This is a genomic window from Methylosinus sp. LW4, assembly GCF_000379125.1.
Classification (GTDB): Bacteria; Pseudomonadota; Alphaproteobacteria; order Rhizobiales; family Beijerinckiaceae; genus Methylosinus.
The window spans coordinates 251201-264954 of the sequence record NZ_KB900627.1 but is presented as its reverse complement, the minus strand read 5'-3'; the positions used below and the strand labels follow the sequence as shown (position 1 = coordinate 264954).

14 protein-coding genes are annotated in these 13754 nt (G+C 57.6%); 12 read left to right on the top strand and 2 right to left on the bottom strand.

The genetic code is table 11. The features are described from left to right. The first annotated feature begins 215 nt into the window (after positions 1–215). Positions 216–1376: a hypothetical protein gene (locus tag METLW4_RS0120910; protein ID WP_043333301.1), complete on the top strand. Its 1161-nt coding sequence runs from the start codon at positions 216–218 to the stop codon at positions 1374–1376. Positions 1377–1435: 59 nt separating this feature from the next. Here the strand turns inward: METLW4_RS0120910 and istB are convergent, their stop codons facing one another. Continuing rightward, the gene (gene istB, locus METLW4_RS0120905) at positions 1436–2218 is read right to left on the bottom strand and encodes an IS21-like element helper ATPase IstB (RefSeq protein ID WP_018264842.1); all 783 of its coding nucleotides are present in this window, start codon (positions 2216–2218) and stop codon (positions 1436–1438) included. Next, positions 2208–3737 carry an IS21 family transposase gene (gene istA / locus METLW4_RS0120900; protein ID WP_157234838.1) on the bottom strand — a complete coding sequence of 510 codons (1530 nt, stop codon included), beginning with the start codon at positions 3735–3737 and terminating at the stop codon, positions 2208–2210. The genes istB and istA overlap by 11 nt, the downstream gene beginning before the upstream one ends. On the opposite strand from istA, the gene METLW4_RS28030 reads away from it, so the two are divergent. From METLW4_RS28030 to METLW4_RS0120845, 11 genes are all read left to right on the top strand, one after another. Beyond that, the gene (locus tag METLW4_RS28030; protein WP_157235546.1) at positions 3736–4059 is read left to right on the top strand and encodes a hypothetical protein; all 324 of its coding nucleotides are present in this window, start codon (positions 3736–3738) and stop codon (positions 4057–4059) included. The genes istA and METLW4_RS28030 overlap by 2 nt on opposite strands. Before the next feature lie 137 nt (positions 4060–4196). Next, a complete protein-coding gene (locus METLW4_RS0120890) occupies positions 4197–5417 on the top strand; it encodes a hypothetical protein (RefSeq protein WP_018268179.1) in 1221 nt (406 codons plus the stop codon). 16 nt (positions 5418–5433) lie between these two features. Then, positions 5434–6201 carry a glycosyltransferase family 2 protein gene (locus METLW4_RS26690; protein WP_051079702.1) on the top strand — a complete coding sequence of 256 codons (768 nt, stop codon included), beginning with the start codon at positions 5434–5436 and terminating at the stop codon, positions 6199–6201. Positions 6202–6308: 107 nt separating this feature from the next. After that, positions 6309–6968: an SAM-dependent methyltransferase gene (locus METLW4_RS27170; RefSeq protein ID WP_083919345.1), complete on the top strand. Its 660-nt coding sequence runs from the start codon at positions 6309–6311 to the stop codon at positions 6966–6968. Between the two features lie 15 nt (positions 6969–6983). Then, on the top strand, positions 6984–7787 hold the full coding sequence (locus tag METLW4_RS26685; protein WP_018268176.1) for a class I SAM-dependent methyltransferase: 804 nt from the start codon (positions 6984–6986) through the stop codon (positions 7785–7787). 86 nt (positions 7788–7873) lie between these two features. Then, positions 7874–8836 carry an aminotransferase class IV gene (locus tag METLW4_RS0120870; protein WP_018268175.1) on the top strand — a complete coding sequence of 321 codons (963 nt, stop codon included), beginning with the start codon at positions 7874–7876 and terminating at the stop codon, positions 8834–8836. Next, positions 8833–10077: an alanine racemase gene (locus METLW4_RS0120865; RefSeq protein ID WP_018268174.1), complete on the top strand. Its 1245-nt coding sequence runs from the start codon at positions 8833–8835 to the stop codon at positions 10075–10077. Before METLW4_RS0120870 ends, METLW4_RS0120865 begins: the two co-directional genes overlap by 4 nt. 294 nt (positions 10078–10371) lie before the next feature. Continuing rightward, entirely contained in the window at positions 10372–11202 is an 831-nt protein-coding gene (locus METLW4_RS0120860; RefSeq protein WP_018268173.1) for an aldolase/citrate lyase family protein, read from the top strand. Further along, entirely contained in the window at positions 11199–11906 is a 708-nt protein-coding gene (locus tag METLW4_RS0120855; protein ID WP_018268172.1) for a sugar transferase, read from the top strand. The genes METLW4_RS0120860 and METLW4_RS0120855 overlap by 4 nt, the downstream gene beginning before the upstream one ends. A gap of 397 nt (positions 11907–12303) precedes the next feature. Further along, positions 12304–12870, top strand: a complete 567-nt coding sequence (locus tag METLW4_RS0120850) for a GNAT family N-acetyltransferase (RefSeq protein WP_198290233.1) — start codon at positions 12304–12306, stop codon at positions 12868–12870. Then, positions 12848–13729: a hypothetical protein gene (locus tag METLW4_RS0120845; RefSeq protein ID WP_018268170.1), complete on the top strand. Its 882-nt coding sequence runs from the start codon at positions 12848–12850 to the stop codon at positions 13727–13729. Before METLW4_RS0120850 ends, METLW4_RS0120845 begins: the two co-directional genes overlap by 23 nt. The last annotated feature ends 25 nt before the right edge of the window (positions 13730–13754 follow it).

Genomic DNA, 13754 nt, shown 5'->3' with positions numbered 1-13754 from the left:
TCGACGACAGCTCTCCTGCGTATGCCTGAAAATCAGAGATCGTATCGTCAGTTGAAGCGGTATTCGAATTCGACGAGGCGCCGTTCTGCGCCTCCGTGCGGGGAGGAAAACATATTCGACGTGATCGACCGTGAACTCGCGTGACTCCCTCACGTCTCCCGAACAGGCGCGGAAGCGAGGATGCGGAAACTGCGTTGGCTCATAGAAGGCGCGTCATGAAAACGATCCGTCTCGCGAATCCTGTTCTGCTTCTATATTTGCTATATACGTATATAGCGCCCGCTGCGCTGAATTTTCTCACTGGATACGAATCGGAAATATATCTCAATCCGAGCAATGGCGTATTCAGTTGGCTCTACGCTGTCCTGCTCTTGGGGATCGTTGGAGCCTTCGCTTTTGATTTTGAATTTTTGACCATAGGCCCTCGTTCTCTCCCTCGCGTGCTCCCATCCGCATGGAACCTTCCGGCGCCCGCGCTGATCGTATTCTTGTCGATCGTGCTCGGCGTCGGGATCACGGGTGCGGCGCTGGGGCTTGCGAGATGGCGTTACTCGGGAGAGGCGCTCTCGTCGTCGTTGGATCTGACGACCTTGCTGTATGTCCTGGCCCCGAATTTCGTCGAGATGCTGTTGTTCATTCTGATTTTTTTCCGCTACGTCGCGCGGCCGTTTTCTGTTCGCGTCATTTTGGTGTTGGTGATCGCATGTTTGTCGCTCACGGCGACGGGCATCGGTCCAATGGTTTCGGTGCTATTGGCTTGCGTCGCGTTTTTGGCTCCCGATACCTTGAGGCGTTGGTTGTTCCGCGTTAGCGACGGAGCGAGCGTTGCCGTCTTCGAAGGTATCACAGTTCGGAAGCTGCTCTTTGCTGTGGTCACGGTCATCCTAGGAGCCGGCGCCTATGTGATCGGCGATGCGATCAAGAGAGACGTAGCTCCTCTGGACGTGATCGCGGAAATGGAGGCGGGGGGAAAAGGCGCGTTCGCCGAGTACCTGATCGGCAGGCTTTCGGTGCATTGGTACTCCCTCGTGGTGGCGGTTCATGAATTCGTCGATGTCGATGTCGGCGGTCAATTCGATCATCTGATGGCGCCGCTCGGCAACGCCTGGTTTCGGTTCTCGACGTTGATTGGCGGCTGGATGCCGAGCGAGCGTCCCCTCAACGGATCGCTCGGACGCCTGAACTACAATCTTATCAACCGTTACCCGCTCAGTGAGCGTGAAGGCTCGTCGCCCGGATTGATCGCCAGCTTTCTCATCGCATTTCCGGTTTGGCTCGCGCCGTTTGCGCTGACGGCTTATCTGGCGGTGTACAATGGCATACAGAAGCGATTGCGACAGCGAATGGCAGGGCTGTCGATTTCCGTCGAGATTTGACCCAGGATTTCCATTGAGAATTGACCCGGGTTGAAGATGGCTTGCGGGTCAGTCGGTCGTCAAGTTTTGGTCTTCTCCTTTGCAGGTTTGTCCGCCGTCGCCGAGCTGTCCTTGAACCGGAAGCTGTCGTTCCCGGTTTCGAGGATGTGGCAGCGGTGAGTGAGGCGATCGAGCAGAGCCGTCGTCATCTTGGCGTCCCCGAAGACGGCGGCCCATTCGCCGAAGCTCAGATTCGTCGTGATGATGACGCTGGTCCGCTCGTAGAGCTTGCTCAGCAGATGGAACAGCAGCGCCCCGCCGGAGCCGCTGAACGGCAGGTAGCCGAGCTCATCGAGGATGACGAGATCGGAATGAACGAGCCGCGCCGCGACTTGGCCCGACTTGCCTTGGTGCTTTTCAGTTTCGAGCGCGTTGACGAGCTCGACGGTGGAGAAGAACCGCACGCGCTTTCTGTGATGCTGGATCGCCTGGACGCCGATTGCTGTCGCCAGATGCGTCTTGCCCGTGCCAGGTCCCCCGACCAGGACGGCGTTATGCGCATCTTCGAGGAACTCGCAGCGATGAAGCTGGCGCGCGAGCGCCTCGTTGACCTCACTGCTGGCGAAGTCGAAGCCGGCGAGATCGCGATAGTTCGGGAACCGCGCGGATTTGAGCTGGTAGGCGATCGATCTCACCTCCCGGTCGGCGGTTTCCGCCTTCAAGAGTTGCGACAGGATCGGCAGCGCCGCCTCGAAGGCCGGGGAGCCTTGCTCGGTCAGCTCGCTGACGGCTTGCGCCATGCCGTGCATTTTGAGACTGCGCAGCATGATGACGATGGCGCCGGCGGCAGGATTATGACGCATGGCGCGCCTCCCGACCTTTGCGCAGCGCGTCGTANCGCTCGACATTGGCCTGCGGCTCGGTGGTGAGCGTCAGCGCATTGGGCGGCTTCACGGGCGGCGCGTCGACCGGCTTGCCGTCCACCAGGCGATGCAACAGGTTCAAGATGTGCGTCTTGGTCGGCGCGCCGGCCGCCAACGCCAGTTCGACGGCGGTCAGCACGGCCTGCTCGTCGTGCTGTAGGACCAGAGCCAAAATCTCGACCATCTCACGGTCGCCGCCCGGCTTCTCGAGCATGCGCTGTTGCAGCGTCCGTAAGGCGACCGGCAGTTCGGCGAAGGGCGCGCCGTTGCGCAGCGCGCCCGGCTTGCGCTGGATGACGGAGAGATAATGCCGCCAGTCGTAGACCGTCACGCTCTTGTCGTTATGCGAACGGGCGAAGACGCGGGCGTGCTCGCACACGATCTGCCCCTCGGCGGCGACGACGACGCGCTCGGGGTAGACCCGCACGCTGACGGGGCGATTGGCGAACGAGGCCGGCACGCTGTAGCGATTGCGCTCCAGATGGATCAGGCACGTCGGCGTGACCCGCTTGGTGTGTTCGACGAAGCCGTCGAATGGCCGCGGAGGCTGCATCAGCTGCGGAACCTCCTCGCGCCAAGCGTCCGCGATCGTCCCCGGCTGCGCGCTGTGCGGAATCTCGGCCCACAGCTCGCGGCATCGCGCCTCCAGCCAGTCGTTGAGCGCCGCCAGCGACGGAAAGCTCGGGATCGGCTGCCAGAGGCGGTGACGAGCGTCCTGAACGTTCTTCTCGATTTGCCCCTTTTCCCAGCCGGAGGCCGGATTGCAGAATGCGGCCTCGAACAGGAAATGGCTGACCATGGCGGCGAAGCGGGCGTTGACCTGGCGCTCTTTGCCGCGCCCGACCTTGTCGATCGCCGTGCTCATATTGTCGTAAATGCCTCGCCGGGGCACGCCGCCCAGCACGCGGAAGGCGTGATTGTGAGCGTCGAACAGCATCTCATGCGTCTGTTGCGGGTAGGCGCGGAGGAAGAACGCGCGGCTGTAGGAGAGCTTGAACTGGGCGACCTGCAACTTCGTCCGCTCGCCCGCGATGATCGCCCAATCCTCCGACCAGTCGAACTGGAACGCCTCGCCGGGTAGAAACGTCAGCGGCACGAACGCGCCGCGCCCGCAGGTCTGCTGCTCCCGATGCCGCGCCGCCCTCCACTCCCGCGCGAAGGCCGCCACGCGATTGTAGGAGCCGTCGTAGCCGAGGGCGACCAGATCCGCGTGCAACTGTTTGACCGTCCGCTTCTGCTTGCGCGACTTTGCGGCCTCGTGACGCAGCATGTGCGCCAGCTTGTCGGCGAACGGGTCGAGCCGGCTCGGTCGATCGGGCGTGGCGAACCGCGGCTCGACGCTGTCCGAGCGCAGGTATTTGCGCACGGTATTGCGCGACAGCCCCGTGCGTCGCGCGATCTCTCGGATCGAGAACTCCTGCCGATATCGCCAGCGTCGGATGACGCTCAATAACTCCATGTCGATCACTCCCAGGTCCCCCGCGACGGTCGAGGGGGAAAGGTTCGAACATGGGTCAGTTCTCGGTGGAAAAACCCGTGCTGCCTGGGTCAGCTCTCAGTGGAAATCAACAGCAGGGCGGCTGAGCTGGGTGGGCGAGTCCGTGCTGCTCGAATTCACGTCGATTTTTTTCGATTCGCCCGTGGATTTTTTGTTGATTTTCGATCCAATGGTTGTCACCGCCATCGGATGGGTGGCTTTGGGATATGGTTCGAGAGAAGCGGCGCCGGATGTCCGACGCGATGCAGAGGATGTCGAGCGACTTCGCGCCAAGGTAATTTGAAAGCCATTCGGACCTTTGATCGTGTCGCGAAGTCGGACTCGCGATCTGACGCGAATTACCGGGCGGGAATCCCTTGCGCTGAGAGATGCGTTCGTTTGTGATGGTCGATCTTGGCGTGGCGGCGAGGCCTTTGATTCATGAACATTGCTTTTCCTGCGATCATCTCCAAGCTTGAGGTGGAGGGGAGCTATGTTCTGGGGCGCACAGCGGCGCTAGGCTCTAAGCCGGCAATATTGCTGGTCGTCAATCAACTGATCGGCAATTCGACAGCATCGCTCATCGCCGTGGTGCTTGTCGTCGTCAATCTCGCCATGGCGGCTTCTGGATTCAATAGCCATCGTGTTTTCTATAAGCTATACTTCGGCGAGCGAAAGCAGCCAGGTCTAAAACTAAGCTATCGTTCTTATGTAAATGCAGTCGTATGTCAGATAGTCTTAGCTGCAATTCCGATAAGTTTATATATGCGTTGGCAGAACGGCCAGTTTCTTCTGGCGTGCGTCGTCGTAGCCTATTTCGCCTCGGAACGTCTCGCCGATGAATCGCAAAGATTCCTGATTTTCTCTGGCGCGCGCGCGGAATGGGGGCGCAAGATTTTGTTCAAAGCCCTCATTCAGGTGCTCGGAGTGGGGGTCGTCTGCGCCGTGGCCTCAAACGAGCGAGCGGCGACCGGCGCCGTGGCGGCGCTAGCGCTCGGCAATCTAATTCCATATGGAGGACACTTTCGGTGGCTGTATTTTCCCAGCCGATGGTCGATGCTGCTCGACGGTTGGCGAGCGAGCCGCGAACAGACGAATTTCTGGATATTGTCCGCAGTCACTGCGCCGATTGCATACATGGATCGGATCGTGGTGATGATCTATAATCAGTCGGATATGGCGTTGTTCGTGTTGCTGGTGTCATGTCTGTCTATTGTACAAAATGCAGTTGAGTACTTTTTTTATAGCCTACGACGCAGAGATATACTTCAATCTAAATTTAAAATTCAAGAGCTTGTTTTCAGCCGGAATATGTATGCAATTGTCGGTGTGAGCTCCTTCGTCGGCGTCACGCTCTGTTTTGTAGTTCTAGATCAATACTCAGGACGGTCGATCGACAAATACGGGCTGATTCCATTCATTCTGATCTGTCAGCTCAGTCTGGCCTTTTGCATGGTCATCAGGGAGATCATTTTCTGGAATCACGACATTTTGCAATTGACCCTATGGGAGGCCGCATTCGTCATTGCAGTGCTCGCTATCCTAACGGGCCTGCGTGTCATTGGTGCGGATTATATTGCCGCCCTCGGTGTCTTGTCAGCCTTGTTCGTCGGGCGGTTTGCGCTCCTGAGCGCCCTGACGGTTCGCGCGACGCGTTGGTGAGGATCGAATTGTGCGATTGACCGTCGTTGTCCCGTTTCATAAAGAAATCGCGTTGATTGCTCGAGCAGTCAATTCCGTGTTTGCGAATGCAAACGCTGTGGACGACCTGTCGGTCGTAATCTGTAACGATGGACCGTTTCAAGAGGCCGAAATTTATGCGCAGCTCGGGCGGAAGGACGGTGGACGTGTGCTTGTCGTCCCGAATGTCGGGTCCAAAGGGCCGGGCGGCGCGCGCAACATCGGGCTCGATATGGCGGATGGAGAACTCATCGCCTTTCTCGATGCGGACGATTTTTGGCTTCCAGGAAAGCTAGCGGTTCAGGTCGCCGCCGTGCGCGCCGGCGCCACCTTTATCGCGACCGGCTACACGTTCGACAAGGGGAGGGTCGTCATTCGGCCGCCAGCGTCGCTCTCCGACGGTCAACACGACGTATTTCTAAAGCGAGGCTTGGGGACGTCGACGATTCTGATCACCCGCGAGCTTCTCGGTTCGCACCGCTTCAGGAATATCCGATTTGCTCAAGATATCGATTTTTGGCATCGACTGACCAAGTCTCCTGATTTCCGCTTCCTTTCGATAAGCACTCCGTTGGTTGTCTATTCGACCGGGGGATCCACAAAAAACAAGTGGGTTCAATTGAACTATTTGAACAAAGTGCTTTCCCTCAACGAGGTATCCTTCGTTCCGCGGTGCAGGGTTCTGTCCAGCTATGTACTTGCTGGCGTCGCCAACCACTATTTGAGACCTTTCCTCTGCGGCCTGCGGAATCGATCTTCAGGTTGAAAATACAATAGAGTTCGCTGATCCACACGAATAATATTTCATCGCACGAGTGGCGATCGCGATGAACGAGAATACCGGCGTGGCATTGGTCCAAAGGAGCCAGACGGATGCGAAGAGCAATTCGTTTGTCCAAACGATTTCTCCGTTACTTGGAGTATTTTTTGACATGGGCGTTCCTCGAAAAGCCTCGAGGTCTGGACTTTTCGATGCGTGCTAAAACGACGAGGATCATGGCGCCGGGGAACCATGGTTACGCATTGACGTCGCGAAATGCGCTGACGAATATCCTACGACGGATTCCGATCTCGCCCGAGGATGAATTCTTGGATATTGGATGCGGGAAAGGCGGCGTTGTGTGTTATGCGGCGGATTTCCCGTTCAAGAAGATCGCAGGCGTCGAAGTCGAGTCGTGGCTCGTCGATATTGCGCGGAAAAATGTAACAACTCTGAATCTGGAGCATCGTGTAGAAATTATACATCAGGATGCGGTGGAATTTGACAGGTATGAAAATTTCAATTTCTTCTTTTTATTCAATCCGTTTGATCTAGACATATATGCTTCCGTCTTGGAAAATATATTTAATACGATGAAATCGCGGGAGCATGAAGAGAGGCCGGTTTGGCTTTTGTGTTACGGAGCTTCTAACATGGAGGCGATAAGCAGTAGCGCTATGTTCGATTTGTTCATAGATGAGATGTGCCCATATCGTGGAAACCTATTGCGAGTGTGGAAGTCTAAAAACGCATCTGCTCGTTCCGGTTTATGATCGATAGGTCGCCTCATGAATTTCAAGCTCAAGAGCGCTGTTCAGTGGGCCTTGTCCATGACGCCTGGCTCGGTCGAGCTAAATCGCTACATGCAACTCTATGTCACCAAGTCTCTTCCGATCTCGGACACCCAGCTTGCAGCGCGCAGAGCGATCGCGCAAAAGCACCTCTCATCATACATAAGGATCGTCGGACGCCCTCCCGTTGCAGTATTGGACCTAGGGTCTGGATCGGACTTGGCCATCCCAATTCTGATGGCGGCCAGAGGGAGAGCAGTGACGGCCGCGGACATCAAGCCGCTCGCCTCCGAGCGACTGCAAAATGATATATTGCTTCGTGTCGACGCAGGCTCCTTGTCCGAGCTTGGCGTCGAATACATTGTTTACGATCCACCGGACCTTCCCTTTCAGGACAACTCCTTCGATTTGATTACATCGACGTCCGTGCTCGAGCACGTGCCCTCGGGGCAAGTCGAACGATTGGCGTCGGAGTTGCACAGAGTTTTGCGCCATGGTGGGGTTTCGACCCATCATATCGCACATAAGGATCACTGGTCCGATTCCGACGCATCATTACATGACCTCAACTATCTGAGATACGACGAACGCAGATGGAGGCGTTTCAACCCGCCACTGCTCCACCAAAATCGTCTCCTCAGCAGTCAATACGTCGAAATATTCGCTCGTTATGGATTTGTGATCGAAAGGCAGACGAGTTTCACAACGCCGCCGCCCTTTCAAATCGCCGAGCAATTTGCGCGCTTCTCCCCTGAGGATTTGAGGACGACGCACACTTGGTTGACGCTCACGAAGGGCTGACCGATGTGTGTGGCGGATGTCGCGGCGTCCTCTGGAGGGCAGAGGCGATCTGGGGCGGCGCGCCCACAAAATTGCAGAGGAATGTGATGGCGGACAACTTCATCTGGCTGCGCGGAGAGATCGTTCGGCAGAGCCAGGCGTTCGTGAATGTTCTGTCTCCCGCGGCGCAGTTCGGATTGAACGTTTTCGAAGGCATCCGTTGCTATTGGAACGCAGAAGATGGCGTGCTCTACGCCTTCAGGCTGCGGGATCACTTGCATCGCCTGTTGCAGTCTTCACGCATAGTGAGTTTCAAATCGCCTTACTCCGTGGCGGAAATCGAACGCAGCTTCAGACATGCGATCGAGGCGAATGACTTTCTCTGCGACACAGCGGTACGACTTACGCTATTTGGCGATGGCGAAGGCTCTTGGAGCTCTTGCGAGCCGATTTCGATGTTTATCGCTCCAATGCCCAGGGCGCGCACCGACCTGCGCAAAATCCCGAAATTCGCAGCATGCGTGTCGTCCTGGGAACGGATCAACGACAATGTGCTTCCCCCCCGCGCAAAGGTCGGCGCAAACTATATAAATGGGCGCTTCGCTCATCTGCAGGCGCGTCGGGACGGCTACGATCTTCCGATTTTTCTCGGAGCGGATCGCAAGGTTGCCGAAGGCGCCGGCGCCTGTCTCTTCATGGTCCGGTCAGGCGAGCTGATCACTCCGCCGACTACCTCCTCCGTTCTCGACAGCATCACACGTGACACGGTAATCCGCATGGCTCGCGATATCGGAATCGGGGTGCGAGAACGAACGATCGATCGCACGGAGCTCTATCTCGCCGATGAGATCTTTCTCTGTGGAAGCGCCGCCGAAATTTCCCCGATCGTATCTGTCGACCGCTTCGAAGTGGGTCGAGGCGAGCCGGGGCCTCTCACGGTCGATATGCTGCGCCGCTATCTCGCGGTGGCTTCGGGCGCGGACGGGCGCTACCCGGACTGGCGAACGGCAGTGAACCGCACGAAAGCCGGTTCCCGCAGTCAAAACGAGCTGGAGGCGCGCGGCCGATGAAATTGTCCTATGAGCTTTTGGATCGCATAGCGGCAGAGCATGGGTCGACTTTCTATCTTCTGGATTCTTCGCGCTTCCGCCAAAATTTCGAAGCTCTCAGCGCGGCCTTTCGCAGCTACTATCCTAGCACGAGGGTCGCCTACTCCTACAAGACCAACTATGTGCCGAGGTTTTGCCAGATCATCGATCAGTTGGGCGGCTTCGCCGAGGTCGTCTCCAGCATGGAGCTGACTTTAGCTCGACAGATCGGCGTTCCCGATGAGAAAATATTCTTCAACGGCCCCTACAAAGAGCTGGCCTATGTGAAATCATTGCTCGAAGGCGGCGGAATCGTCAATGTTGATTCCTGGGACGAGTTATGTGCGATCCGTCGAATGACGGATGGAATCCGTGGGGCGCCATTCAAGCTCGGTCTGCGCTGCAACTTCGACGTCCAGGATGGTGTCCTTTCACGTTTGGGTTTCGATGTGCATGGAGCGGCGTTCACGGACGCGATTTCGCTCATCGACGCCAATCCGTCGCTCGCGTTGACGGGTCTTCAGTGTCATTTCGCGACCCGCAGCCTGGCGTGCTGGGAGAACCGAACGAAAGGCATGATCGGCGTCATCGATCGACTCTTTCGTAACCGCGTGGCGAGCTTCGAATTCGTCAGCCTCGGCGGCGGAATGTATGGGCGAATGCCGCCGGAGATGATGGCGCAGTTTCCGGTCCCCATTCCGGAGTTCGACGACTACGCCGTCGCAGCGGCGAAGCCCTTCGCAGAGTTCTTACGCGGTCTGGGCAAAAACCCTTCTCCGGTTCTGATGGTCGAGCCTGGCACCGCTCTGGTCGCGGATGCTATGAGGTTCGTTTGCGCTGTCAATAGTATAAAGGACGTTCGCGGCCAATCCATCGTGACGCTCAGCGGAAGCTTGTACAACATTAATCCGACGCCGAATCGTAAGAACGTGCCGATCACGGTATTCTCCGCCACCGAGGGCGAGCACTTGGTGGAGAGAGCGAATTTTGCGGGCTATACATGTATCGAAGGTGACTATCTCTACAAAGGCTACACCGGACGGCTGTCTGTGGGCGATTATGTGGTGTTCGAGGACGTCGGCTCCTACTCCGTTGTGATGAAGCCGCCGTTTATTCTGCCGAATGTCGCGATCCTGGAGCCTGATCCAGACGGAGTTTCATACCGGATCATAAAGCGACGAGAAACGTACGAAGACGTATTTCAGTCATATGCCTTCGCATGAAGGCTGTGGTGTTCCATTAGCGTCGTCGCCCTTGGCCTCTCGAGGCCGAGGAGACGACGCTCGATCGCGACATCTCGCGCGGTGGTTCTTGTACGGTTACCGGCTGATTACTTCGGCTTGGCGATTTTTGGCCAGCTCTGCGTTGTTACCGTTCACGCAACACATCGACGCTCAAATGCGCAGCTATCGTCGCCATGACCCGCCTCCAGCGATTCATAGCGACACAGCCTAATTGCTTTCGATTCGTCCCGGGAATCCTCTCGCCCGAGTCAATCAGCCCGAAAAACGTATTACATGTCGATCCGATTGCTCTATATCACCAAAGACCCCCGTGTCGCCCTGATCGCAGAAGCGGCGGGCGTGGATTGGATTTTCGTCGACCTCGAATATCGCGGCAAGAATCTCCGTCAGATCGGTCGGAATACCGTCATTTCGGCGCACACAATCGAAGACATCGAGGGGATTCGACAGGTGCTGACGAGATCGAGGTTGCTCGTCCGCGTCAACCCGCTCGGCGAGTGGAGCGAAGGTGAAGTCGACAGCGCGATCGCCGCCGGGGCGGACGCGGTGATGCTGCCGTTTTTCAAGACGAAAGATGAGGTCTGTCGTTTCGTCGGACTCGTCGGCGGTCGCGTCGAGGCTTGGTTGTTGCTCGAAACGGTGGACGCTGTCCGGGACGTAGACAAAATTCTGCAGGCGCCGGGTGTCGACTACGTCCATGTCGGGCTCAACGATTTGCACATCGAGCGCAAGACACGATTCATGTTCGAATTTCTCGCCGACGGCTCCATGGATGCATTGGCGCGCGAGATCCAGGCGACAGGAGTGGCCTTCGGAATTGGCGGGATGGCGCGCATCGGCGAGCTCATTCCGCCTGCCGAGCATATTCTCGCTGAACACTATCGGTTGGGATCCGTTGGCGTAATCCTCGCGCGTAGCTTTTGTTCATCGCCTATAGGCGATCAGAACGCAGAGTTCGCGGTACATTTCGCCGACGGTGTGCGTGCGATACGCGCAACGGAATCGTGGCTCGCCGATCAAGATGCAGCGTTCTTTGAATTCAACCGATTGCAGGTACAGCGCGACGTTCGAACGGTGCTCGACTCGCTTTCGGAGCGTCCGTGACGCACAAAGTTTCGCAGATCTCAATTCAAACTCGCGTTCTCATCCGAGCGACGGACATCCTGCTTTCCGGCTCGGCGCTGCTATTGCTCGCTCCGCTGTTGGCGCTGATCATGCTGGCGTTGCGGCTTACGGGAGAGGGCGATGTCTTTTTCCGGCAGCGACGCATTGGAAAGAGAGGCCGAGAGTTCGAACTGTTTAAATTTGCGACGATGCTGAAGGACAGTCCGAGCATCGGTGCAGGCGAACTGACATTGGCCGACGACCCCAGGGTTCTCCCGCTCGGTCGTTTCCTACGTCGCACCAAGCTCAACGAATTGCCGCAACTCCTCAATATTCTCAAGGGCGACTTGAGCATTATCGGACCGCGGCCGCAAACGTCGAGATTTTACAATTCTTATCGACCGGAGGATCGGGTCTATGTGTCGATGGTCCGCCCGGGTCTTTCGGGGGTCGGCTCGGTACTGTTTCGCGACGAGGAAAAGCTCCTCTCCGAAGTGGCCGATCCCATTCGCTTCGACGAGGAGGTCATCATGCCCTATAAGGGGCGGATCGAACGTTGGTTCGTTTGTAACCAGTCAGTATCTCTGTATTTCGAACTGATATTCTCGACTTTGCTGGTCGTGCTTTGTCCCCGGAGGGGCTATCATCGAAGATTGCTTATTCGCCTTCCGCCGCCGCCGGAGGGGCTCCGCCGATTTCTCTGAGCTAAAAAATTATAAGGCCGCACCGTCGCGAATGCACTTTCGATCGGGTTCTGTCTCGGTCAGCTCTCAGTGGAAATCAACAGCCTGATATCCGTTGACCCATCAACCTAGCGTTTGGTTTCGCCCACGGATCATGGCCTGCTCACGCTGTTTGCACCAGAACTCCTTCACGCGGCCATCCCCAAAATTTGCTCCGCATCCGATACGGGTATTAACGGATAGATGCGCGATCCGAGGCCAGGCTATTTTAACACCACGCCTGCGGGGTCTCGTCCTCGACGGATCGAGCCCATGCTCACCCGTTGTGCGGTAGCTTGGAAGCGTCTCGCGCCCGCAGCGAAGAAAATTTTCGACGGCTCGAATGGCCGTCGTGACGTGCCCAGCTCGAGGTAATGACGTGAGCCGCGAAGTCGAACGAGCGGTCGCCGCCAACGGCGCTTCTCCCTTGCGTCTAGAGGGGCCTCGATTGCTCGTGCGGAGCTTCACGGTCGACGACATTCAGCCGACCTATGTAGCTTGGCTGAACGACCCTGAGGTCGTTCGGTTCAGCAATCAAAGGTTTCGTCGGCACGACGAGGAAACCTGCCAAACCTATCTGTCGAGCTTTGAAGGTTCGAGCAATTACTTCCTGGCCATCGTCCTACGGGAAAGCGGACGCTTGATCGGCACAATGACGGCGTATTGTAACGAACATCACCAGACCGCCGACGTCGGCGTGATGCTGGGCGCACGCGAAGCTTGGGGCAACGGTTTCGGGCTGGAGGCGTTCTCGCTGGTTCTGAACTGGTTGCTGGCCCGATCGGATATCCGCAAAGTCACAGCCGGCACGCTCACGCGCAACATCGGCATGATTCGGGTCATGGAGCGCGCCGGTCTGCGCCTGGAGGCGACCCGCCGGGCGCAGGAACTGCTCGAGGGGCAGCCCGCGGATATCGTCTACTATGGCCGATTCAAAGACGCCTGACCTTCCATCTCCGCTCGCCGTGGTGTGCCATGACGCCGGCGCGGCCAATCTGATCTTGCCTTGGATCAAGGACTGGCGTGGAGAGCTGCGCGCTTGCATGTTCGGACCTGCCAGCAGGCTGTGGGCGAACTACTTCCAAGAACGGCCTTTGCAGGATGACATGCCGACTGCTTTGCTCGGCGCCGCCGCGCTGTTGAGCGGCACGGGCTGGGCCAGCGATATCGAGCATCTCGCCCGTATCGAGGCCGCGCGCCTGGGAATCCACAGCATTGGCGTCATCGATCATTGGGCCAACTACGCGGCGCGATTTGAATGGAACGGCTTCCGTCAGTTGCCCAATGAAATATGGGTCGCCGACGTCCAAGCGGAGGCGCTTGCGCGGCGAACTTTTCCGCAAACGCGAGTGTTCCGGCGGCCCAATCTCTATGTCAGGGAGCAGCTCTCGCGTATCGGTCCGCCTCCCGGAAAGGAACGAATCCTTTACGTGCTGGAGCCTGTTCGCAGCGACTGGGGCCACGGAACGCCCGGCGAATTCCAGGCGCTCGATTACGCCTTGTCGCGCCTCACCCTGCTCGCCCCCGCTTCCAACGCGATTCTCACCTTGCGGCCCCATCCCTCGGAGTCCGCGGAGAAGTACCAAGCGTATGCGGACCGGCATCCATACATTCGTTTCGACCGTGCGCCGGACTTGTCGGCCGCCATTTCAGATGCCGATATAGTGATCGGCGTTGAATCGTTTGCTCTGACGCTGGCGCTCGGAGCAGGTCGGCGAGTGTTCAGCACGCTGCCGCCTTGGGCGCCGCCGCTGCGCTTACCTCATCAGGGCATAATCCAAATCAGGCACCTGCCCCAGGAGTAAATTTCTATGCGTGGGGCATTTTGCC

What these genes read in the sequence shown, in the direction of transcription:
- METLW4_RS0120870 (WP_018268175.1), top strand. Translation starts at nt 7,874, where the DNA reads ATGGCGGACAACTTCATCTGGCTGCGCGGAGAGATCGTTCGGCAGAGC.
- METLW4_RS0120845 (WP_018268170.1), top strand. Translation starts at nt 12,848, where the DNA reads ATGGCCGATTCAAAGACGCCTGACCTTCCATCTCCGCTCGCCGTGGTG.
- istB (WP_018264842.1), bottom strand. Translation starts at nt 2,218, where the DNA reads ATGCGTCATAATCCTGCCGCCGGCGCCATCGTCATCATGCTGCGCAGT.
- METLW4_RS27170 (WP_083919345.1), top strand. Translation starts at nt 6,309, where the DNA reads ATGCGAAGAGCAATTCGTTTGTCCAAACGATTTCTCCGTTACTTGGAG.
- METLW4_RS26685 (WP_018268176.1), top strand. Translation starts at nt 6,984, where the DNA reads ATGAATTTCAAGCTCAAGAGCGCTGTTCAGTGGGCCTTGTCCATGACG.
- METLW4_RS0120910 (WP_043333301.1), top strand. Translation starts at nt 216, where the DNA reads ATGAAAACGATCCGTCTCGCGAATCCTGTTCTGCTTCTATATTTGCTA.
- METLW4_RS0120890 (WP_018268179.1), top strand. Translation starts at nt 4,197, where the DNA reads ATGAACATTGCTTTTCCTGCGATCATCTCCAAGCTTGAGGTGGAGGGG.
- METLW4_RS0120865 (WP_018268174.1), top strand. Translation starts at nt 8,833, where the DNA reads ATGAAATTGTCCTATGAGCTTTTGGATCGCATAGCGGCAGAGCATGGG.
- METLW4_RS28030 (WP_157235546.1), top strand. Translation starts at nt 3,736, where the DNA reads ATGTCGATCACTCCCAGGTCCCCCGCGACGGTCGAGGGGGAAAGGTTC.
- METLW4_RS0120860 (WP_018268173.1), top strand. Translation starts at nt 10,372, where the DNA reads ATGTCGATCCGATTGCTCTATATCACCAAAGACCCCCGTGTCGCCCTG.